The sequence below is a fragment of the Serratia sp. BNK-33-b genome (assembly GCF_048684565.1).
GTDB lineage: Bacteria > Pseudomonadota > Gammaproteobacteria > Enterobacterales > Enterobacteriaceae > Serratia > Serratia marcescens.
On the sequence record NZ_JBLQTZ010000001.1, the window covers coordinates 368,560 to 389,647 of the forward strand.

General features: G+C 61.0%; 17 protein-coding genes. 13 read left to right on the plus strand and 4 right to left on the minus strand.

Features of this window, described 5'->3' with window-relative positions; genetic code table 11:
• Positions 1-67: 67 nt before the first annotated feature.
• Complete coding sequence (locus ACMGGK_RS01730; RefSeq protein WP_016930239.1) at positions 68-1,045, minus strand: MDR family oxidoreductase; 978 nt, start codon at positions 1,043-1,045, stop codon at positions 68-70.
• A 203-nt stretch (positions 1,046-1,248) separates the two neighbouring features.
• Here ACMGGK_RS01730 and csrD point away from each other — a divergent pair, with 203 nt between their 5' ends.
• The 10 genes from csrD to ACMGGK_RS01780 all read left to right on the plus strand — a co-directional run bounded on the left by csrD (position 1,249) and on the right by ACMGGK_RS01780 (position 15,465).
• Positions 1,249-3,183: an RNase E specificity factor CsrD gene (csrD, locus tag ACMGGK_RS01735; RefSeq protein ID WP_420276638.1), complete on the plus strand. Its 1,935-nt coding sequence runs from the start codon at positions 1,249-1,251 to the stop codon at positions 3,181-3,183.
• A gap of 412 nt (positions 3,184-3,595) precedes the next feature.
• Complete coding sequence (gene mreB / locus ACMGGK_RS01740; RefSeq protein ID WP_003855260.1) at positions 3,596-4,639, plus strand: rod shape-determining protein MreB; 1,044 nt, start codon at positions 3,596-3,598, stop codon at positions 4,637-4,639.
• Between the two features lie 94 nt (positions 4,640-4,733).
• Positions 4,734-5,759 carry a rod shape-determining protein MreC gene (gene mreC / locus ACMGGK_RS01745; protein WP_242141349.1) on the plus strand — a complete coding sequence of 342 codons (1,026 nt, stop codon included), beginning with the start codon at positions 4,734-4,736 and terminating at the stop codon, positions 5,757-5,759.
• The gene (gene mreD, locus ACMGGK_RS01750) at positions 5,756-6,244 is read left to right on the plus strand and encodes a rod shape-determining protein MreD (RefSeq protein ID WP_004936918.1); all 489 of its coding nucleotides are present in this window, start codon (positions 5,756-5,758) and stop codon (positions 6,242-6,244) included. The genes mreC and mreD overlap by 4 nt, the downstream gene beginning before the upstream one ends.
• A 10-nt stretch (positions 6,245-6,254) precedes the next feature.
• Positions 6,255-6,839 carry a Maf family protein gene (locus tag ACMGGK_RS01755; RefSeq protein ID WP_004936921.1) on the plus strand — a complete coding sequence of 195 codons (585 nt, stop codon included), beginning with the start codon at positions 6,255-6,257 and terminating at the stop codon, positions 6,837-6,839.
• 38 nt (positions 6,840-6,877) lie between these two features.
• The gene (gene rng, locus ACMGGK_RS01760; protein ID WP_016930237.1) at positions 6,878-8,347 is read left to right on the plus strand and encodes a ribonuclease G; all 1,470 of its coding nucleotides are present in this window, start codon (positions 6,878-6,880) and stop codon (positions 8,345-8,347) included.
• Positions 8,348-8,435: 88 nt separating this feature from the next.
• A complete protein-coding gene (gene yhdP / locus ACMGGK_RS01765) occupies positions 8,436-12,239 on the plus strand; it encodes an AsmA2 domain-containing protein YhdP (RefSeq protein ID WP_420276639.1) in 3,804 nt (1,267 codons plus the stop codon).
• Positions 12,236-13,096, plus strand: coding sequence for a deaminated glutathione amidase (nit1, locus tag ACMGGK_RS01770; protein ID WP_193843106.1), 861 nt, complete (start codon positions 12,236-12,238; stop codon positions 13,094-13,096). Before yhdP ends, nit1 begins: the two co-directional genes overlap by 4 nt.
• Positions 13,097-13,103: 7 nt before the next feature.
• Entirely contained in the window at positions 13,104-14,549 is a 1,446-nt protein-coding gene (tldD, locus tag ACMGGK_RS01775; RefSeq protein WP_420276640.1) for a metalloprotease TldD, read from the plus strand.
• 151 nt (positions 14,550-14,700) lie between these two features.
• Positions 14,701-15,465: a CDP-diacylglycerol diphosphatase gene (locus ACMGGK_RS01780; protein WP_420277424.1), complete on the plus strand. Its 765-nt coding sequence runs from the start codon at positions 14,701-14,703 to the stop codon at positions 15,463-15,465.
• Between the two features lie 60 nt (positions 15,466-15,525).
• Here ACMGGK_RS01780 and ACMGGK_RS01785 read toward each other — a convergent pair whose 3' ends face one another.
• Positions 15,526-17,208: a Wzy polymerase domain-containing protein gene (locus ACMGGK_RS01785; protein WP_420276641.1), complete on the minus strand. Its 1,683-nt coding sequence runs from the start codon at positions 17,206-17,208 to the stop codon at positions 15,526-15,528.
• 693 nt (positions 17,209-17,901) lie between these two features.
• A complete protein-coding gene (locus ACMGGK_RS01790) occupies positions 17,902-18,843 on the minus strand; it encodes a nucleoside hydrolase (RefSeq protein WP_049299908.1) in 942 nt (313 codons plus the stop codon).
• A 207-nt stretch (positions 18,844-19,050) separates the two neighbouring features.
• On the opposite strand from ACMGGK_RS01790, the gene ACMGGK_RS01795 reads away from it, so the two are divergent.
• Entirely contained in the window at positions 19,051-19,326 is a 276-nt protein-coding gene (locus ACMGGK_RS01795; protein WP_016930230.1) for a zinc ribbon domain-containing protein, read from the plus strand.
• Entirely contained in the window at positions 19,323-19,667 is a 345-nt protein-coding gene (locus ACMGGK_RS01800; protein ID WP_033639293.1) for a hypothetical protein, read from the plus strand. Before ACMGGK_RS01795 ends, ACMGGK_RS01800 begins: the two co-directional genes overlap by 4 nt.
• Here the strand turns inward: ACMGGK_RS01800 and aaeR are convergent.
• Positions 19,658-20,569 (minus strand): HTH-type transcriptional activator AaeR, encoded by a 912-nt coding sequence (gene aaeR / locus ACMGGK_RS01805; protein ID WP_025304394.1) that lies wholly within the window; start codon positions 20,567-20,569, stop codon positions 19,658-19,660. The genes ACMGGK_RS01800 and aaeR overlap by 10 nt on opposite strands.
• A gap of 314 nt (positions 20,570-20,883) precedes the next feature.
• Here aaeR and aaeX point away from each other — a divergent pair, with 314 nt between their 5' ends.
• Positions 20,884-21,087 carry a p-hydroxybenzoic acid efflux pump operon protein AaeX gene (aaeX, locus tag ACMGGK_RS01810; RefSeq protein WP_004936952.1) on the plus strand — a complete coding sequence of 68 codons (204 nt, stop codon included), beginning with the start codon at positions 20,884-20,886 and terminating at the stop codon, positions 21,085-21,087.
• Position 21,088 lies beyond the last annotated feature (1 nt).

Below are 21,088 nucleotides of genomic sequence, written 5' to 3' on the forward strand. Positions count from 1 at the left end.
GGGGGCGCGGGAAAATATGAAATTTCGCAGAAGCGGGAGAACTCCCCCCGTTGTCGGGGGGAGAAGGTCAGCGGATTTTCACCAGGGTGCGGCCGGTGATTTGGTTGTTCAGCAGCGCGGCGGCGGTGGCCGGCGCCTGCTCGAGGGCGATTTCATGCGTGGCCTGCTGATAGAAGCTGTCCGGCAAAATGCCGGCCAGCCGTTCCCAGGCGGTTTGGCGGCGGTGCAGCGGCGTATGCACCGAATCCACGCCCTGCAGGCGCACGTTGCGCAGAATGAACGGCATCACGGTGGTCGGCAGCTGATAACCGCCCGCCAGGCCGCAGGCGGCGACGGTGCCGTTATAGTTCATCTGCGCCAGCACCCGCGCCAGCAGTTTATCGCCGACGGTGTCCACTGCGCCGGCCCACAGTTGTTTCTCCAGCGGACGCGGCGTTTCGATATAGCCATCGCGCGACATCACCTCTTTGGCGCCGAGCGCTTTCAGGTACTCGGTATTGCTGTCGCGACCGCTGATGGCGGTCACCCGGTAACCCAGCGCCGCCAGCAGGGCGATGGCGGTGCTGCCCACGCCGCCGCTGGCGCCGGTGACCAGGATATCGCCGTCGTCCGGGTGCACGCCGCCTTCCTCCAGCGCCATCACGCACAGCATGGCGGTAAAGCCGGCGGTGCCGATGATCATCGCCTTGCGCTCATCCAGCCCGTTCGGCAGCGGCACCAGCCACTCACCGGAGACGCGCGCCTGCTCGGCCAGGCCGCCCCAGTGGTGTTCGCCCACGCCCCAGCCGGTGAGCACCACGCTTTGCCCCTCTTTGAAGCGATCGTCGCGGCTGTGGCGCACGGTGCCGGCGAAATCGATGCCCGGCACCATCGGGAAGTTGCGCACGATCTTGCCTTTGCCGGTGATCGCCAGCGCATCCTTATAATTTAGGCTGGACCAGTTGATGTCGACGGTGACATCGCCTTCCGGCAACCGATCGCTGCCGATATCTTTGATATGAGCCAGAGTTTGGTCGTCTTGTTGTTCCAATAACAGTGCACGCATGTCACTCTTCCTCTCGTTTACACTTTTCTATCAATGGCTGAATCACATTTATTTGACTATATGCATAATAAGCGGCCCAAGTCCTGATAAAGGACAAAAACGGCGCTTGCAGGTTTTATTCCTCGGCAAGGCTTGTTAGGGTTGGACGGCTCCTTTTAGCTAAAGGGGCACACTCACTTAACCATAGCGGACAAGGCACAGGGATGCGATTTACCACCAAACTCTCTGCATTGATCACTCTGTTGGTCGCGCTGGCGATGTTTTTGATGCTGATGGGGTGCTCATACAGCTTCTTTTACGTTACCCAGGATCGCCAGGAGCGCCGCTTTGATTCGCTGGCCACCTCTCTCGATCAAGCCATGTTGCATGAATCGCCGCGCGATCAGGAGAAGTGGTTGCCGATTGTCATGCGCCCGCTCGGCATTGTGTCGATCCGCGTAGAGGCCGGGACCAGCCAACTGCTCGTCTATAAATTGCCGACGCTGAAAAAAGAGCCCTGGGATGCGCTGAACGGCTATCGTCAGGTCTCGCGAACTCTGTTGCAGCACCCGGGCAGTACGCTGCACATCACCTACCTCGATCCCTTCGCCAGCGACGTGCGCACGCTGCAATCCACCGCCGCCGTCACGCTGTCGATCGTCGTCATGGTGGTGATTTTGCTGTTCAGCCTGCGCTGGCTGCGTGAGCAGGCCGATGGCGAAGATCGTCTGGAACGCCGCGCGCGGCGCATTCTGAACGGCGAGCGTGAAAACGTCATGCAGGGCGACGTGCGTGAGTGGCCGGCCAACGTCAGCGGCGCGCTCGACCGCCTGCTGGCCGATCTGGCGGAAGCGCGGGAAGAGCGCAGCCGGGTCGATACGCTGATCCGCGCCTTCGCCGCGCAGGACGCCAAAACCGGGCTGAATAATCGCCTGTTCTTCGATAACCAATTGACCACTCAGCTGGAAGATGAAGGCTCGCACGGCATCGTGATGATGGTGCGGCTGCCCGATTTCGAGACCCTGCGCGAGACGCACGGCAGCGTGGCGGTGCAAGAGCTGATGTATTCGCTGGTCAACCTGCTGTCTACCTTCGTGATGCGTTACCCGTCGGCGCTGCTGGCGCGCTACTTCCACAGCGATTTTACCGTGCTGTTGCCGCATCGAACCCTGAAGGAAGCCGACGGCATCGCTTCACAGCTGGTCAACGCCATCGATGCCTTGCCTTCCACGGCGCTGATCGATCGCGAGGCCTTCCTGCACATCGGCATCGTGGCGTACCGCAGCGGTCAAACCACCGAGCAGGTGATCGACTATGCGGAGCAGGCGACGCGCCACGCTACGCTGCAGGGCGAAAACGGGTGGTATGTGTACGACAGCCAGGTGCCGGAAAAGGGGCGCGGCAGCGTCAAGTGGCGCACGCTGCTGGAACAGGTGCTGGCGCGCGGTGGCCCGCGGCTGTATCAGAAACCGGCGGTGACCGTGGAAGGCGAGGTGCACCATCGTGAGATCATGAGCCGGATCCATGACGGCACCCAGGAATTGCTGCCGGCGGAATATATGCCGCTGGTGCAGCAGCTCGGCTTGGCGGAGAGTTACGATCGCCAACAGGTGAGCCGCATCATTCCCTTGTTGGCGCAGTGGCCCGAGGAAACGCTGGCGTTTCCGCTGTGCGTGGACTCGATTTTGCAGCGCTCTTTCCAGCGCTGGCTGCGCGATACGCTGTTGCAATGCGAAAAAAGCCAACGTCGGCGAATTCTGATTGAACTTGCGGAGGCAGATGTGTGTCAACATATCGACCGTTTGCGTCCGGTGCTGAGGCTGCTGTCAGGGCTGGGCTGCCGTCTCGCGGTGTCCAAAGCGGGTTTAACCGTGGTCAGTACGTCCTATATCAAGTCGCTGCAGGTGGAGATCGTCAAGCTCCACCCGGGGCTGGTGCGGAGCATCGATAAGCGGGACGAAAACCAGCTGTTCGTGCAGAGCCTGACCGGCGCCTGCGCGGGCACGCGCGCTCAGGTGTTCGCCGCCGGTGTACGCACGCGCAACGAATGGCAGACGCTGAAAGAGCGTGGGATCCATGGCGGGCAGGGCGACTTTTTCGCATCGCCGGAACCTATCGACGTGGGGCGTAAAAAATATTCACGTCGTTATCGCGTTTAAGCTGATTGACGGACAAAAATTGACGTAGAATGAGGGCCGGATCCATCTGGGCCTCGTTACCGTCTTTTTGGAGTTTTTTCCAAACTGCCTGCGACAACAACGCCTATTTGAGATAGGCTCTTGTCAGCTTTTATCTGGTTGGCGTTGGTAGGTGCTTACCATCGGCGGCAATCAGGGAATATGTTAGATTTTATGAGCTGTGTTACGCCGTTTCGTGCGTTGACAGGGTGGTAAACTGAGCCTTTGTTCAGGGAATTCAGGCCTCATCCAATTTCCGTGCATTCGAGCAGAAACAATACAGACTATTTTTCACCGAAGTAGAACGTTTTTGCGCCTTGTCGCTGCTTCGTGTGGTTGGTAAAGTAGGCGGATTTTATTTTCCGCCCCCAGCTTGCAGGATTATCCTTTCGTTATGTTTAAGAAATTTCGTGGCATGTTTTCCAACGACTTGTCCATCGACTTGGGTACCGCCAATACCCTGATTTATGTTAAAGGGCAAGGCATCGTACTGAATGAACCTTCGGTGGTTGCCATTCGTCAGGATCGTGCCGGCTCCCCAAAGAGCGTTGCGGCCGTCGGTCATGACGCCAAACAGATGCTGGGCCGCACCCCCGGCAACATCGCGGCTATTCGCCCGATGAAAGACGGCGTGATCGCCGACTTCTTCGTGACCGAAAAAATGCTGCAGCACTTTATCAAACAGGTTCACAGCAACAGCTTCATGCGCCCAAGCCCGCGCGTGCTGGTCTGTGTGCCGGTCGGCGCGACCCAGGTTGAACGCCGCGCGATCCGCGAATCCGCCCAAGGGGCCGGCGCGCGCGAAGTGTTTCTGATTGAAGAGCCGATGGCGGCGGCGATCGGCGCAGGTCTGCCGGTCTCCGAAGCGACAGGCTCCATGGTGGTGGATATCGGTGGCGGTACCACTGAAGTGGCGGTGATCTCGCTGAACGGCGTGGTGTACTCCTCTTCCGTGCGCATCGGCGGCGACCGCTTCGATGAAGCCATCATCAATTATGTGCGCCGCAACTACGGCTCGCTGATCGGCGAAGCCACCGCCGAGCGCATCAAGCACGAAATCGGTTCTGCCTATCCAGGCGACGAAGTGCGCGAAATCGAAGTCCGCGGCCGTAACCTGGCCGAAGGCGTACCGCGCGGCTTTACCCTGAACTCCAATGAAATCCTCGAAGCCCTGCAAGAGCCGCTGACCGGCATCGTCAGCGCGGTGATGGTGGCGCTGGAGCAGTGCCCGCCAGAATTGGCCTCCGACATTTCCGAACGCGGCATGGTATTGACCGGCGGCGGCGCGCTGCTGCGCAACCTCGATCGCCTGCTGATGGAAGAAACCGGCATCCCGGTCGTAGTGGCGGAAGATCCGCTGACCTGCGTGGCGCGCGGCGGCGGCAAGGCGTTGGAAATGATCGACATGCACGGCGGCGATTTGTTCAGCGAAGAATAGTCAGCCCCTGGAAGGAGGAATCGTATCGGATGAATGCGCACAGCGAGAATCGGGTACGGTTCCTCTTTCTGTTGTCGAGGAACTCGCATAATTTATGAAGCCGATTTTTAGCAGGGGGCCTTCCCTGCAACTGCGACTTTTTTTGGCGGTGATTGCGGCCATTGGCCTGATCGTTGCCGACAGCCGGCTCGGCACGTTCGTGAAGATACGCAACTACATGGACACCGCAGTCAGCCCTTTCTATTTTCTGGCCAACGGGCCACGTAAAGTTTTGGACAGCGTGTCAGAGACGCTGGCCACCCGCCAACAGCTGGAGCTGGAAAACCGCGCTCTGCGGCAGGAACTGCTGCTGAAAAACAGCGATATTCTTCTTCTTGGCCAATTCAAGCAGGAAAACGCCCGCTTGCGCGAGCTGCTGGGTTCTCCGCTGCGTCAGGACGAACACAAGATGGTCACCCAGGTGATCTCCACCGGTTCCGATCCGTATAGCGATCAGGTGGTGATCGACAAAGGGTCGGACAACGGCGTCTATGAAGGCCAGCCGGTCATCAGCGACAAGGGCGTGGTCGGTCAGGTGGTGGCGGTGGCGAAAGTCACCAGCCGCGTGCTGCTGATCTGCGACGCCTCGCATGCGCTGCCGATCCAGGTGCTGCGCAACGATATTCGGGTGATCGCCGCAGGCAGCGGCTGCGCCGACGATCTGCAACTGGAGCATCTGCCGAACAACACCGATATCCGCGTTGGCGACGTGCTGGTCACCTCCGGTCTCGGCGGCCGCTTCCCGGAAGGCTATCCGGTGGCGGTGGTCTCCTCGGTCAAGGTCGACAACCAGCGCGCTTACACTGTGATTCAGGCGCGGCCGACCGCCGGTCTGCAGCGCTTGCGTTACCTGTTGCTGCTGTGGGGCGCCGATCGCAACGGCGACATGCCGCTGCCGCCGGACGAAGTGCACCGCGTGGCCAATGAACGCCTGATGCAGATGATGCCGCAGGTGCTGCCGCCTGCCGGTTCTGTCGGGCCGCAACTGCCGGCTCCGGCCACCGGGGTGGCGCCGCAAACCACGGCTCCGGCCTCTGCTCAGCCTCAGATTCAGCCCGCGGCGGCGGGGGGGGTGCAATGAACAGCTACCGCAGCCACGGGCGCTGGATAATCTGGCTGTCGTTCCTGGTGGCGTTGGTGCTGCAAATCATGCCGTGGCCGGAACAGATCTACATGTTCCGGCCTTCCTGGCTGGTGTTGATCCTGATCTACTGGGTGATGGCCTTGCCGCACCGGGTCAACGTCGGCACCGGCTTCGTGCTGGGGCTGATCATGGATCTGATCCTCGGTTCCACGCTGGGCGTGCGCGCGCTGGCGCTGGGCATCATCGCCTATCTGGTGGCGTTCAAATTCCAACTGTTCCGCAATATGGCGCTGTGGCAACAGGCGCTTATCGTCGTGCTGCTGTCGCTGTCGATGGATGTGGTGGTGTTCTGGGCTGAGTTTTTAGTGATCAACGTCTCTTTCCGCCCAGAGGTGTTCTGGAGTAGTGTGGTAAACGGCATTTTGTGGCCGTGGTTATTCCTGTTGATGCGCAAAATCCGCCGTCAGTTCGCCGTACAGTAAGGGTATATCAATGACTTCGCTTTATCTGGCCTCCGGCTCCCCACGTCGACGTGAACTGCTGACCCTGCTGGGCGTGTCGTTCGACATTCTGCTGACGCATACCGAAGAGCAGCGCCGGGAAGGCGAAGCCGCGGAGGCCTATGTGCGCCGCCTGGCGCAGGACAAGGCCAAAGCGGGCGTGGCGCTGGCGCAGGAAGATCGGCCGGTGCTGGGCGCCGACACCATCGTGGTGCTCAACGGCCGGGTGCTGGAGAAGCCGCGCGACGAAGCCCATGCGGCGGACATGCTGGCGGCCCTGTCCGGCAAGCAGCATCAGGTGATGACGGCAGTGGCGATCGCCGATCGCCACGACGTGCGTTGCCAACTGGTGGTGACCGACGTGACGTTCCGCAGCCTGTCACAACAGGATATCCGCGACTATATTGCTACGGGCGAACCGATGGATAAGGCGGGCGCCTATGGAATTCAAGGAAAGGGTGGTTGTTTCGTCAGAACGATAACCGGGAGTTATCACGCAGTGGTTGGTCTGCCGCTGGTCGAAACACATGAGCTGCTCAGTAATTTTGTCGCATTACGTGATGTAAGAACCGGTTGATGGGCGCTGCCATTATCGACCGGCTCTGAGGAGAAGGCATGACAGCTGAGCTACTGGTTAATATCACACCGTCTGAAACGCGGGTCGCCTATATCGATGGCGGCATTCTGCAAGAGATCCATATCGAACGCGAATCCAAACGCGGCATCGTCGGCAATATTTATAAAGGGCGCGTCAGCCGCGTCCTGCCGGGCATGCAGGCGGCGTTCGTCGACATCGGCCTGGACAAGGCCGCCTTCCTGCACGCCTCCGACATCATGCCGCATACCGAATGCGTCGCCGGCGACGAGCGGAAAAACTTCCACGTGCGCGACATCGCCGAGCTGGTGCGCCAGGGGCAAGACCTGATGGTGCAGGTGGTGAAAGATCCGCTTGGCACCAAGGGCGCGCGTCTGACCACCGATATCACGCTGCCTTCGCGTTATCTGGTCTTCATGCCGGGCGCGGCGCACGTCGGCGTGTCGCAGCGCATCGAAAGCGAAGCCGAGCGCGAGCGCCTGAAGGCGATCGTGGCGCCGCACTGCGACGAGCTGGGCGGTTTTATCATCCGCACCGCGGCGGAAGGCATCGGCGAGGAAGAGCTGGCGCAGGACGCCGCATTCCTCAAACGCCTGTGGACCAAGGTGATGGAGCGCAAGAAGCGCAACCAGACCAAATACAAGCTGTACGGCGAGCTGGCGTTGGCGCAGCGCATTTTGCGCGATTTCGCCGGCGCGGCGCTGGATCGCATTCGCGTCGATTCGCGGCTGACGCACGATCTGCTGGTGGAGTTCACCGGCGAGTACATTCCGGACATCACCAACAAGCTCGAGCTCTATACCGGCAGCCAGCCGATTTTCGATCTGTACGATGTGGAAAACGAGATCCAGCGCGCGCTGGAGCGCAAGGTGGAGCTGAAGTCCGGCGGCTATCTGATCATCGATCAGACCGAGGCGATGACCACGGTTGACATCAACACCGGCGCCTTCGTCGGCCACCGCAACCTCGACGAAACCATTTTCAATACCAACATCGAGGCGACGCAGGCCATCGCGCGCCAGCTGCGGCTGCGCAACCTGGGCGGCATCATCATCATCGACTTTATCGATATGAACAACGAAGAGCATCGCCGCCGGGTGCTGCACTCGCTGGAGCAGGCGTTGAGTAAAGATCGGGTAAAAACCACGATCAACGGCTTCTCTCAGCTAGGCTTAGTTGAAATGACGCGTAAACGCACGCGTGAAAGCATTGAACATGTGCTCTGTCACGATTGTCCTACTTGCAATGGGCGCGGCACCGTGAAAACGGTGGAAACCGTGTGCTACGAGATCCTGCGCGAGATTGTGCGTGTGCACCATGCTTACGATTCCGATCGCTTCCTGGTGTACGCCTCCGCGGCGGTCGGCGAAGCGCTGAAGAGCGAAGAGTCGCATGCGCTGGCCGAAGTGGAGATCTTCGTCGGCAAACAGGTGAAGGTGCAGATCGAACCGTTGTACAGCCAGGAGCAGTTCGACGTCGTCATGATGTAGCCCGCCCGACATCGGTAGGGGCCCGGCACGCCGGGCCCGTCAGTGCATAGATATTCCCGTTGCCAGGCAGCGGAGCAAGGAGAACTGCGTGAGGCGACTGCCTGGGATTCTGTTAGCAACAGGCGCCACCCTAATCGTGATTGTGGCGCTGCTGATCAGCGGGCTGCGCCTGATGCTGCCGAAGCTGAACGACTACCGTCCCCAACTGCTGGCGCAGGTGGAGAAGCTGTCCGGCGTGCCCGTGCAGATGGATTTCCTGCAGGGCAGTTGGGAAACCTTCGGCCCACAGCTTGAAGTGCGCAACCTGAGCGTTACGCTGCCCAAAAGCGATGTGCATATCGAACGCGTGACGCTGGCGCTGGACGTGTGGCAATCGCTGCTGCACTGGCGCTGGCAGTTCCGCGATCTGACCTTCTATCAATTCCGCCTCGATTTGAACGCCACGCTGGGCGCCGATCGGCAGGGCGACGGCCTTGAACCCGGTAAAATCAGCGATCTGATGCTGCGCCAGCTCGACCATTTCGATCTGCGCGACAGCCGTATCTCGTTCCTGACGCCCGCCGGCGCGCGCGCCGAATTCGATATTCCCCAACTGACCTGGCTCAACGGCCGCGATCGTCACCGCGCCGAGGGGCAGATCAGCCTGTCGACGCTGAACGGCCAACACGGCGTGGTGCAGCTGCGCATGGATCTGCGCGATAATCAGGGCCTGCTGGACACCGGCACGGTCTATCTGCAGGCCGATAACATCGACATGAAACCCTGGTTTACCCGCTGGCTGCGCGCCAATACCGGGCTGGAAAGCGCCGACTTCAGTCTGGCGGCCTGGCTGCAGGTGCAGAACGGCGAAATCGCCGGCGGCCATGCGTTGCTCAAGCAGGGGGCGGCCAACTGGAATACCGGCGCCGCGCAGCACCGGCTGGACGTGGACAATCTGGCGCTGTCGTTGCGCCGCCAGGGCACCGGTTGGCAGCTCGACGTGCCGCAGCTGCGGTTGAGCACCGACGGCCAGGCCTGGCCGCAGGGCGCGCTTTCCGCGCTGTGGCTGCCGGAAAACACCGAATTCATGGGGCCGGCGCAGAATGAAGAGCTGCGGGTGCGCGCGACTCACCTTCAACTGGAGCGCCTGTCGGCGCTGCTGCCGACCTTCTCGTTCCTCAGTCCGGACGCGCTCGAGCGCTGGAACGATCTGCAGCCGCAGGGGCAGGTGGCTGCGCTGGCGCTGGACATCCCGCTCAAGCAGCCGGAAAAGAGCCGTTTTCAGGCGCTGTGGCGCGATGTCAGCTGGCAGCGTTGGGAACTGCTGCCGGGCGTCAACCACTTCTCCGGCGCGTTGAGCGGCGGGGTGGAGAACGGCCGCCTGACGCTGGGGCTCACTGACAGCACCCTGCCTTACGGCGACATGTTTCGCGCTCCGCTTGAAATCAGCAGCGCGCGCGGCGCGCTGACCTGGCGTTACAACGACCAAGGTTGGGAGCTGGCGAGCCAGGGCCTGGACGTCAAGGCGAAGTCGCTGTGGGTCAACGGTGATTTCCGTTATCAGCAGCCGGCCAAGGGCGAGCCGTGGCTGAACATTCTGGCGGGCATCCGCCTGTATGACGGCGCCGACGCCTGGCGCTATTTCCCGGAGCCGTTGATGGGCAAGCATCTGGTGGACTACCTGAGCGGCGCCATTCAGGGCGGCCAGGTGGATAACGCCACGCTGATTTATTCCGGCGATCCGCAGCATTTCCCGTACCGCAAAAACGAAGGGCAGTTCGAAGTCTTCGTGCCGCTGCGTCACGCCACCTTCCAGTTCCAACCGGGCTGGCCGGCGCTGACCGATTTGGCTATCGATCTCGATTTCGCCAACGAGGGATTGTGGATGCATGCGCCGCAAACCCGGTTGGGCAAGGTGGCGGGCAAAAATATCAGCGCGGTGATCCCGGATTACCTGAAAGAGCGGTTGCTGATCGACGCCGACGTCGCGGGGGCGGGCAGCGACGTACATGACTACTTCATGCAGACACCGTTGCACGATTCGCTGGGGGCGGCGCTGGAGCAGCTGCAGATTGGCGGTGATGTCAGTGGGCGCTTACATCTTGATATCCCCCTGGACGGCGAGCAGGTCAGAGCCACCGGCGAAGTGGCGCTGAACAACAATTCGTTGCTGATAAAGCCGCTGGACAGCGAGCTGCAAAAGCTCAGCGGCAAGTTCCGCTTCGACAACGGCAACCTGCAGAGCGATCCCCTGTCGGCCAACTGGTTCGGGCAGCCGGTGGCGGTCAACTTTTCCACGCAGGAAGGCGAGCGTGACTACAAGGTCAACGTCGGCCTGAAAGGAGACTGGCAGCCGGGCAAGTTCCCCGGCCTGCCGAAAGAGGCCGCCGATGCGCTCAGCGGCAGCGCACCCTGGCAGAGCCAGGTGGCCATCACGCTGCCGCACCAAGGGTCGGCCAGCTACGATATCGGCCTTGACGCAGACCTGAAGAAAGTGAGCAGTCACTTACCTTCGCCGCTGGACAAGGCGCCGGGCGAAGCGCTGCCGGTGAACGTCAAGGTCAAAGGCGGTTTGAACGGCTTCATGTTGACCGGCAGCGCGGGCAAGCAGAACCGCTTCAACAGTGAATGGAACTTCGACAAAAAACAGGTGAATCTGGCGCGCGCCGCGTGGCAAACCAACGGTGGCGGCACCCCGCCGCTGCCGGCCGGCAAATCGATGACGCTGAACCTGCCGGCGCTGGACGGCGAGCAATGGCTGGCGCTGCTGGCGCCGGCGCTGAAACAGGGCGGAGGCAGCGGTCAGGTGGGCGGTTTCAGCTTCCCCACCACCGTGGCGCTGACCACGCCGCAGCTGCTGTTGGGCGGCCAGGCCTGGCATAAGCTGACGCTGTCGGCCGAAAAACAGCTTGGCGCTACCCTGGTGAGCGCCAAGAGCGACGAAGTGGACGGCAGCCTGCGGGTGGCCGATCGCGGGCCGTGGCGCGCCGATATCAACTACCTGTATTACAACCCACAGTTCGCCGAGACGAAAAACACGGCGGGCGCGGCGGCGCCGTCGACCGAGAAACTTTCCTTCCGCGACTGGCCTTCGCTGATGCTGCGCTGCAAGTCGTGCTGGGTGCTGGGGCAGAACCTCGGCAAGGTCGAGGCGGATCTGACTAATCGGGGGGATACCCTGACGCTGGATCACGGCCTGGTCGATACCGGCAAAGGGCGCATGACCGCCACCGGCCTGTGGAAACAAAACGCGCAGGAAGAGCGCAGCTCGCTGAAAGGCAAACTGCTCGGCGGCAAGATCGATGAAACCGCCGCCTTCTTCGGCATCACTATCCCGCTGAAAGGGGCGCCTTACGACGTGGACTTCGATCTGTACTGGCACGGCGCGCCGTGGCAGCCGCAGGTGAATACGTTGAGCGGCGCGCTGCAGGTCAAGATGGGCAAGGGCGAGATCGACAGCATGGGCGGCGGCCGCGCCGGCCAGCTGTTGCGGCTGGTCAGCTTCGACGCCCTGCTACGCAAGCTGCAGTTCGATTTCAGCGATACCTTCGGCAAAGGTTTCTACTTTGATTCCATCCGCAGCACCGCCTGGCTGAAAGATGGCATAATGCATACTGATAATCTATTGATCGACGGCCTGGCGGCGGACATCGCCATGAGCGGCCAGATCGATCTGGCGCGCCGCCGCATCGATATGGAGGCGGTGGTGGCGCCGGCGATTTCGGCGACCGTCGGCGTGGCCACGGCGTTTGTCGTCAACCCGATCGTCGGCGCGGCGGTATTTGCCGCCTCGCAGGTGCTGGGGCCGCTGTGGAGCAAGATTTCGCTGATTCGCTACCATATCGGCGGCGATCTCGACCAGCCGAAGATCAATGAGGTACTTCGTAAGGCAAAGGAGGATAAGGCGTCATGAGGAATGCTAACGTTGCGTTGTTGCAGTTGTGCAGTGGCGATCAGGTGCGCGATAACCTGGCCCAGATTGAACAGCAGATCAAGCAGCTCAATGCCGGGGTAAAACTGGTCATGACGCCGGAGAACGCGCTGCTGTTCGCCAACTCCGCGGCCTACCGCCAACAGGCGGAAAAACAGGGCGATGGCCCGCTGCAGAACGCGGTGCGCGAGCTGGCGCGCCGCTATGGCGTGTGGTTGCTGGTGGGCTCGATGCCCTTGATCAGCCGTGAAAACCCGGAACTTATCACCACCAGCAGCGTGTTGTTCGACGAGCAGGGCGAGATCCGCGCCCGCTACGACAAGCTGCACATGTTCGATGTGGACATCAACGATGCGCACGGCCGCTACCGCGAGTCGGATACCTACCAGCACGGGCAGCACCTGACGGTGGTGGATACGCCGGTCGGGCGTTTGGGCATGACCATATGCTACGATCTGCGCTTCCCCGCGCTGTTCCAGGCGCTGCGGGCGCAGGGCGCCGAATTGATTTCGGTGCCGGCGGCCTTTACCCGGGTCACCGGCGAGGCGCATTGGGAAATCCTGCTGCGCGCCCGGGCGATCGAGAACCAGTGCGTGATCCTGGCGCCGGCGCAGGTGGGGCGACACGGGCCGACTCGTCGCACCTGGGGCCACACGCTGGCGGTTGACGGCTGGGGCAAGGTGCTGGCCGAGAACGCGGACGCCGTGGCGGCGCTGAAAGTGCGCGTGGACGCCGCAAGCCTGAAAAATATTCGTGCGCAGATGCCGGTGCTGCAGCACAACCGATTCCAGACGTCGCTGACGGCGCCGTCTGACAAGCTATCCTCCAATCAAGAGTGAAACCATTATGAGCCTGACGTTTGTCAGTGAGCAGTTACTCGCTACCAACAAGCTGAGTCATCAAGACCTGTACAGGGTACTGGGTCAACTGGCAGAACGCCGTATCGACTACGCCGATCTCTATTTCCAGTCCAGCTATCACGAAGCCTGGGTGATCGAGGACGGCATCATCAAGGATGGCTCTTACAATATCGACCAGGGCGTCGGCGTGCGCGCCGTCAGCGGTGAGAAGACCGGCTTCGCCTATGCCGATCAGATCACCCTGAATGCGCTGCAGCAGAGCGCCCAGGCGGCGCGCAGCATCGTGCGTGAGCAGGGCGACGGGCGGGCGCATACCCTGGGTGAGATCGGTTACCGGGCGCTGTATCCGCTGCTCGATCCGCTGCAAAGTCTGCTGCGCGAAGAGAAAATCGCCCTGCTGCACCGCGTCGACAAGGTGGCGCGCGCCGCCGATGCGCGAGTGCAGGAAGTGAACGCCAGCATTACCGGCGTTTACGAGCAGGTGTTGGTGGCCGCCACCGACGGCACGCTGGCGGCGGACGTTCGCCCGCTGGTGCGCCTTTCCGTCAGCGTGCTGGTGGAGCAGGACGGCAAGCGTGAGCGCGGCTCCAGCGGCGGCGGCGGCCGTTTCGGCTATGACTACTTCCTGGAAAGCGTCGACGGCGACGTGCGCGCCGACGCTTACGCTAAAGAAGCGGTGCGCATGGCGCTGGTTAATCTTGGCGCGGTGGCGGCGCCGGCCGGCAATATGCCGGTGGTGTTGGGCGCCGGCTGGCCGGGCGTGCTGCTGCATGAGGCGGTGGGCCACGGCCTGGAAGGCGACTTCAACCGACGCGGCACCTCGGTGTTCAGCGGCCATATGGGCGAGCTGGTGGCGTCCGAACTGTGCACCGTGGTGGACGACGGCACCCTGCAAGGGCGCCGCGGCTCGCTGGCGATCGACGACGAAGGCGTGCCGGGCCAGTACAACGTGCTGATCGAAAACGGCGTGTTGAAAGGCTACATGCAGGACAAGCTCAACGCGCGCCTGATGGGCGTCGCCCCGACCGGCAACGGCCGCCGCGAGTCCTACGCGCATCTGCCGATGCCGCGCATGACCAACACCTACATGCTGGCGGGCCAATCGACGCCGGAAGAGATCATCGCCAGCGTCGAGTACGGTCTGTACGCGCCGAACTTTGGCGGCGGCCAGGTGGACATCACCTCCGGCAAGTTCGTGTTCTCCACCACCGAAGCCTATCTGATCGAAAAGGGCCGTATCACCAAGCCGGTGAAAGGGGCGACGCTGATCGGCTCCGGCATTGAGGCGATGCAGCAGATCTCGATGGTCGGCAACGATCTGGCGCTCGATAAAGGCGTGGGCGTGTGCGGCAAGGAAGGCCAGAGCGTGCCGGTAGGCGTCGGCCAACCGACGCTGAAACTGGATACGTTGACCGTCGGCGGCACGGCGTAATCTTTCCTCAAGGGGCCGCGCGTTGGCCCCTCAACCATTCTCCATTTTGCGGCCTTTCTCGCATTCGTAACGCTAAGCGCGGCAGGACGCCGTAGCCTGTACGACATAATGGAATAAAATTGACGTGGCGAAAAAACAGATCACTACGAGAATGACGCGCCTGGCTTTATCCGCCCGGCATTGGCTGCTGGTGCTGGGGGTTCTCTCTCTGACGGGGTGCGCCCGTTCCGATGCGCTGTGGGGCGTGGTCGATAAGCTCTGCATGGCCAACTATCAGCAAAAGCGCGATCCGGCCCCGTGTGAGCAGATTTATATGCCGCAGGGGAAAGCGCAGGGCTTCAGCGTGCTGCAAAACCCGCGTTATCCCTATCACTTCATCCTGGTGCCGACGGCGCCGCTCTCCGGCATCGAAAGCCCGCAGCTGCTGGCCGGGGAACGGACGGACTATTTTGGCTATGCCTGGCTGATGCGTCACCGGCTGGCCGCTGAGTATGGCGGGCCGGTGCCGGATGATATGTTGGGCATGGCGATCAACTCCGCTTATGGCCGCAGCCAGAACCAATTGCATATTCACCTGACCTGTCTGCGCGAAGATGTGCGGCGCCAATTGCAGGCGGAACGCCCCTACATACAGGAGCAATGGCGGCCTTTGCCGGATAAGTTGTTGCGCCACACCTATTATGCTCGCCGCGTGATGCAGCCAGCCGTGATGGGCATCTACCCGATTAAGGATTTGGCGGGTTATTTCCATCTGTCGCCGCCGCAGCTGGCGGAATATGGCGTGGTCGTCGTTCCGACGAGGTTTGCCGGCCGGCAAGGGTTTATTTTGCTGGCCTCGAAGCGCGGCTGGGACGTCGGCAATCGCGCGTCGGTAGAATCGCTGCTGGATAAAGAGTGCGCGATATTGCCGCGTTAATTTTGCTACATAAATGACGCAGGTGAGAGCGACGAGGCATCGCTCTCACCTTTGTTGTCCCTACCTAAACCGCGCATCCCGCGTAAACAGGAAAGCGGCTTCCCGCAGGCGAGCGTCGGCTTCCGCCTGGGCCCCCTGATAGCGCAAGATCATGATCAGCGTGGCGTAGACGTTGGCGTCGATACGGCGCTGCAGATAGGCATTGGCCCACTGCCGATAGCCGGTCAACAGGGCATCATCACGTGTCTGGTTATAGACCAGCAGCGCGTGAGATTGCTCGTCGAACGTTTTGCGCTCCCGGTAGATCCAGGCGGCTGGCGGCGGCATCTGCTCGATGCTGTCGATGTTGGCCAGCATAGTGCGTTCCGACTGAGTGAGCGCCATGCGCCCTTGCCAGGCGAAGACCGCCATCGCCAGCACGCCGACCGCCGCCATCGCCACCGGCAGGCTCAGGGCTTTGGCGAACGGCAGCGGGCGGGGCTCGCCGGTTTGGCCGTCCAGCAGCGCCAGCAGCAGCAGAAACGCCAGCCAGTGCGGCGCAGACAGATAGAAAGGGTATTCCAGCTGAGTGTGTATCAGCATCGGCAGCAGCACCAGGAACAGGCCGACGCGCGCACCGTTCGGCTGTTCTCGATCCCGTTGCCAGGCGCTTTTCAGCAGCCGTACGCCGGCGGCAAGGACGATCATGATACCTGCCAGCGCCGGCAGACCACCCTCAACCCACCACAGCAGGATTTCATTGTGCGGATGCCCGGTGACTTCCAGCACTTCTCGCCAGGGCATTTCCTGCAGGCGGAAGTGCGCGAAGCCGTATTCAAAACCGCCGTAACCCCAGCCCAGCAGCGGCTTGGCCAGGATCATGGCGCCGACGTCGTGCAGCATGGTCAGGCGCGCGCTGTTGGATAGCCCCCGACCGATCAGGCCGGTGTGACCCTCCAGACCGAAACCGGTGAACAGCACCGTGAGGCCGATCGCCATACCCAACAGCAGCGCGCCGCCGGCCCAGCGGCTTGCGGCCGGGCGCTGGCGGGCAAAACGCCACAGCAGCAATGCCGCCGCCAAGGCGCCGCCGAGCCAGGCGGCGCGCGACTGGATCAGCACCAGCAGGGCGGAGAAAACGGCCAGCAGCGTGAGCAGCGGGATTTGCCGCCGCCGCATCGGCGCAGAGAGGGGAGCAAGCAGCAGCCAGAGCGCCAAAGCCAGCCCGGTGGCGATAAAGCTGCCCAGCACGTTCGGTTGCTGAAAGACGCCGTAGACCCGGCTTTCGTGAGGGGATACCCACGCCAGCGCGGGGGCGAACAGTTGCAGAGCCGCCAGCAGCGCCTGAACGCCAGCGGCGAACAGCAGACCGTACAGCAATAGGTTGCGCTGCCTGGGGGTTAGGCGCAGCTGCAGGCAGGCGACATAGAACAGCCAACCGCCGAGCAGGCCGGCGCAGCGCCACAGGGCGTCTTCGCGCCACTCGGGGCGGGTATACAGCAGTGGCAGCGCCAGCACGGCGATGCCGAGCAGCAATAGCCGGGCGGTGGGGGTAAGCGAAAGGCGGATGCGACCCAGGCAAACGGTAAACGTCACGATCAGCGTAGTGAGCGCCATGACGCCCCAGGCCTGAATGTTTTGCGGCAGCGCCAGACCGTCGCCGCCCATATTGGGATGATAGATCGGCAGGAGCGCCGCCATCCAGATCAGCAGCAGGGGCAGCACGGCGATGGTCGCTGCGTTAGCGGGAGATTTATCGGCCATGGTTAACCTGCCAAGGCCTGATAGCGTTTATTGAATGCATGTTTTGATTATTCCCTATCCTTTATCCTGATGTTGAAATGTGTGTAATGTTCAATTCGAAAATGTCTCACGGGAAATTTAAACCGTCTTCATGGTGAAGCGATAAATAATGTTTGCCCTGAGAATGCGTGAGGCTGTGCGCCTAAAGAAAGGTTAAGCCGTATTTTTCACCCGCAAAAGGCATTTTTGTTTTCTCAAAAACAGACGCGCTATTTTCTCAAATCTATTGCGATTCAGTCAATTTTTAATCTAACTATTATTTTTATTTATTAAAATCAGTTGGTTGGTCTTTGTGTTGGCGTGTGTAAATATCGTGAGGCATCCCGGCAATGGCCTAGATCGGCAGGTAATGTGAAGAATAAAATAGGTATCTGCTTGTTTAATTTTTTTCGTCAGCGGCGGCATGACGGAGGAGGTTTATTTCATCGTTTCCCATTGCTGATTTTTAAATTAAAAGTGATTTTCATGGTTTTATTTTTATTAAGATTCTTCTTGTCTCCATCTGTTTATTTAGGTTTTTATAAAATGATTTATTGTTAGGATTGTTCTGCTGAATTGGAAATAAAAGACGTTATGTCTTGAGCCTCCCCGTTGCCGCGGCAGAATACAGACTAACGCGCCTGCCCAAGCGCGTTAGTCTTGTCTCCCGTCCGCTTACTCCACCTCACCGATCCGCTCCAGCGCATCCACCACCAGATCCCAGAATTTATCCTGATCCAGTTTGACCGCCACCTGGGTGTGGCAGTCCGGCGGCGGCGGCGCGCGGAAGTCCGTGACCGTCATGCCCAACGTCAGGGTGCCGGTCAGTTCGATATCCACCGGCGCTTTACGCACCGTCATGACGCTCGGGTCGATCACGTAGGCCACCGCGCAAGGATCGTGTACCGGCGGGGCGCTGAAGCCCTGTGCCTGTTGGTACATACGGCCAAAGAATGCCAGCAGTTCGCCTACGAAGGCGGCCGGCCGGGTGCCGAGGGCGGCGATGCGTTCGCAGACGGCCGGCGTGGCCAGCGCCTGATGGGTGAGGTCCAGCCCGACCATGGTGAGCGGCCATTTTTCGTTGAACACGATGTGCGCCGCCTCGGGATCGATTTTGATATTGAACTCCGCCACCGCGCTCCAGTTGCCCACATGATAGCCGCCGCCCATCAGCACCACTTCCTTGACCCGTTCGGCAATGCGCGGCTCTTTACGCACCGCCATGGCGATATTGGTCAGGCCGCCGGTCGGCACCAGCGTCACGCTGCCCGGCGGGTGGGCCATCACGGTCTCGATGATCAGGTCTACCGCATGGCGTGAGTCCAACTGCAGGTGGGGGGCCGGCAGTACCGGGCCATCGAGGCCCGAGTCGCCGTGAATGTCGGGCGCCACTTCGATATTGCGCACCAGCGGGCGCGGGCAGCCGGCGGCGAAGGGGACGCCGGTGATATTGGCGATGCGGGCCACCGCCAGGGCGTTGCGCGTCACTTTGTCCAGCGTCTGGTTACCCACCACGGTGGTGACCGCCAGCAGGTCGATCTGCGGATTGCCCCAGGCCAGCAACAGAGCGATGGCGTCGTCATGCCCCGGGTCACAGTCCAGTATGATTTTTTTCATGGTTATTCCTGATGCAGGGAGAGGTTTCCGCAGCATAACGCAGCGCGGCGGCGTGGGATAATGCCGATGGCGCTTTTGTTAACGGCATCAAAGCCTTGTCACTTTTACGATGTAATGAAACGTAAATCCTGCTCGCCGGGCTTTACCCTGGAGTTTACTCCAGGGTTTACAGTGAGGTTCAGCGTCAATGCACAGAGGAGAGGCGGGATGAGCTTACTGAAACGGTTGTTGGGGCAAGGCGGTATTAACGGCGGTCATCAGCGCGCGGGCCACGGCGGCGGGCATCATGGCAACCGCTATAACCAGCATGGCGAGCCGGGGCCGCTGTGCCCGGAATGTCGGGCTGTGAATAAATCGGGCGCGCGTTATTGCCACCGCTGCGGTCAGCCGTTTGCCGCGGTGAGCGCCACCTGCGGCCAGTGCGCCGCGCCGTTGCCGTCGGGCAGCCGATTTTGTCCGCAGTGCGGCGGCGGTGTGCCGTGAACCGGGGCGGTTGGACACTCGCGCTGCTGCTGGGCGCCATGGCGCTATGGACGCTGCTGGCCTGGGGCGTAGCCGGGGTGCTGGCCTGGCTCCCGGCGTTGGCGGAGGCAGCCGGGAATGCATCGTTGCCGGTAAACGGTGCGCTGAGCCTGGTGCCGCAGGCGGTGCTGGACGCCTGGCTGCCGTGGCTGAAACAGCTGGGCAGCGGGCTGGCGAGCTATTTTCCTGCGCTGCTGACCTGGGCGGGCTACGCCATCTGGCTGCTGTGGGGCTTCGGCATGGTGGCGCTGACGCTGCTGGCCGCGCTGGCGCGACGCTATTTGAGCGCTGCTCAGCGATAGCCCTGATAGACCGCCGCTACGCGTTCGAAATAGTCGGTTAAATAATTGATGCACACCTGCACCTTCAGCGGCAGTTTGTCCTTCTCGGTATAGAGCGCGTAGATCGGCCGCGGATCCGAATGGTAGCTTTTGAACAGGATCTCGATCTCGCCGCGTTTGATCTCTTCGATCACCCACATCAGCGGGGCGTAGGCGATGCCGGCGCCGTTTTTCAGCCAACGGATCATGGTGGAGGAGTCGTTGGTGACGAAGCGCCCCTGCGGGGAAATGCGCGTGGTGATGCCTTCCGGCGACATCAGTTCGAATTCGCTGTCGGGCCGCACGCTGTACTCCAGCCAGGAGAAGTTGACCATGTCGCTCGGCTTCTGCGGCGTGCCGTGCTGGCTCAGGTAGCTTTTGGCGGCGCACACCACCATCGGCATCTGCCCCAGGCGGCGAGAGAACAGGCTGGAGTCCTGCAGCGCCCCGGTGCGGATCACCAGATCCAGCCCGTCGGTGATCAGATCCGGCGCCGGAATGCCGGTTACCAGGTTGACTGTCAGGCCCGGGTACTCTTTCATCATCTCGGCGGTCATGTTCGCCAGCACGTTTTGCGCCATGGTGGATGAGCTGCCGATGCGTAGCGTGCCGGCGGGCGTGTTGTTAAACGCATACAGCTGTTCATGCACTTCGCTGACTTCCTGCAGCATGCGTCGGCAGCCCTGATAGTAGATTTTGCCGGCCTCAGTCAGGCCGATGCTGCGCGTGCTGCGGTTCAACAGCTTGACCTGCAGCTCATTTTCCAGTTTCGAGACGGTTTGGCTGATCGATGAAACGCTCATGCCGAGTTGGCGCGCGGCCGCGGTAAACGACCCGAACTCAACCACTTTGGCGAATACCGACATCCGTTTTAATCTTTCCATTATTCACTCTGGCTTAAAAGTGATTTAGATCACAGATTGTTGATGCCTTGATAGTAAGCAGGCTAATATAACGTGGTCGGGTGAATAGACCTTACCAACGTGCGAGAGCGAGCGGCGACGTAATCCTGCCGCTCCTCCGGCACCCTCGCAATCCCTGTCGTGGACGTCTGCCCCAAAGTTTAACCTTTTTTCGGGTTCGTGACCTGGACAAGCTGTCTGGTCAAGATTTGTGGCGCGCGCACGCTAAAATGTAAAGAGAATGTGAATGGCGAGATGTGTCTTTCCCCGGCGCAGTGAACAATAAGGAAAAAGTGATGAGTTTGCTTCCGGTTATGGTCATCTTCGGACTGTCGTTTCCGCCGGTGTTTTTCGAGCTGCTGGTGTCGCTGGCGCTGTTTTTTCTCTTGCGCCGCCTGCTGCAGCCGACGGGGATTTACGATTTTGTCTGGCATCCGGCGCTGTTTAACACTGCGCTGTATTGCTGCTTGTTTTATCTGATTTCATGTCTTTTTGTTTGAG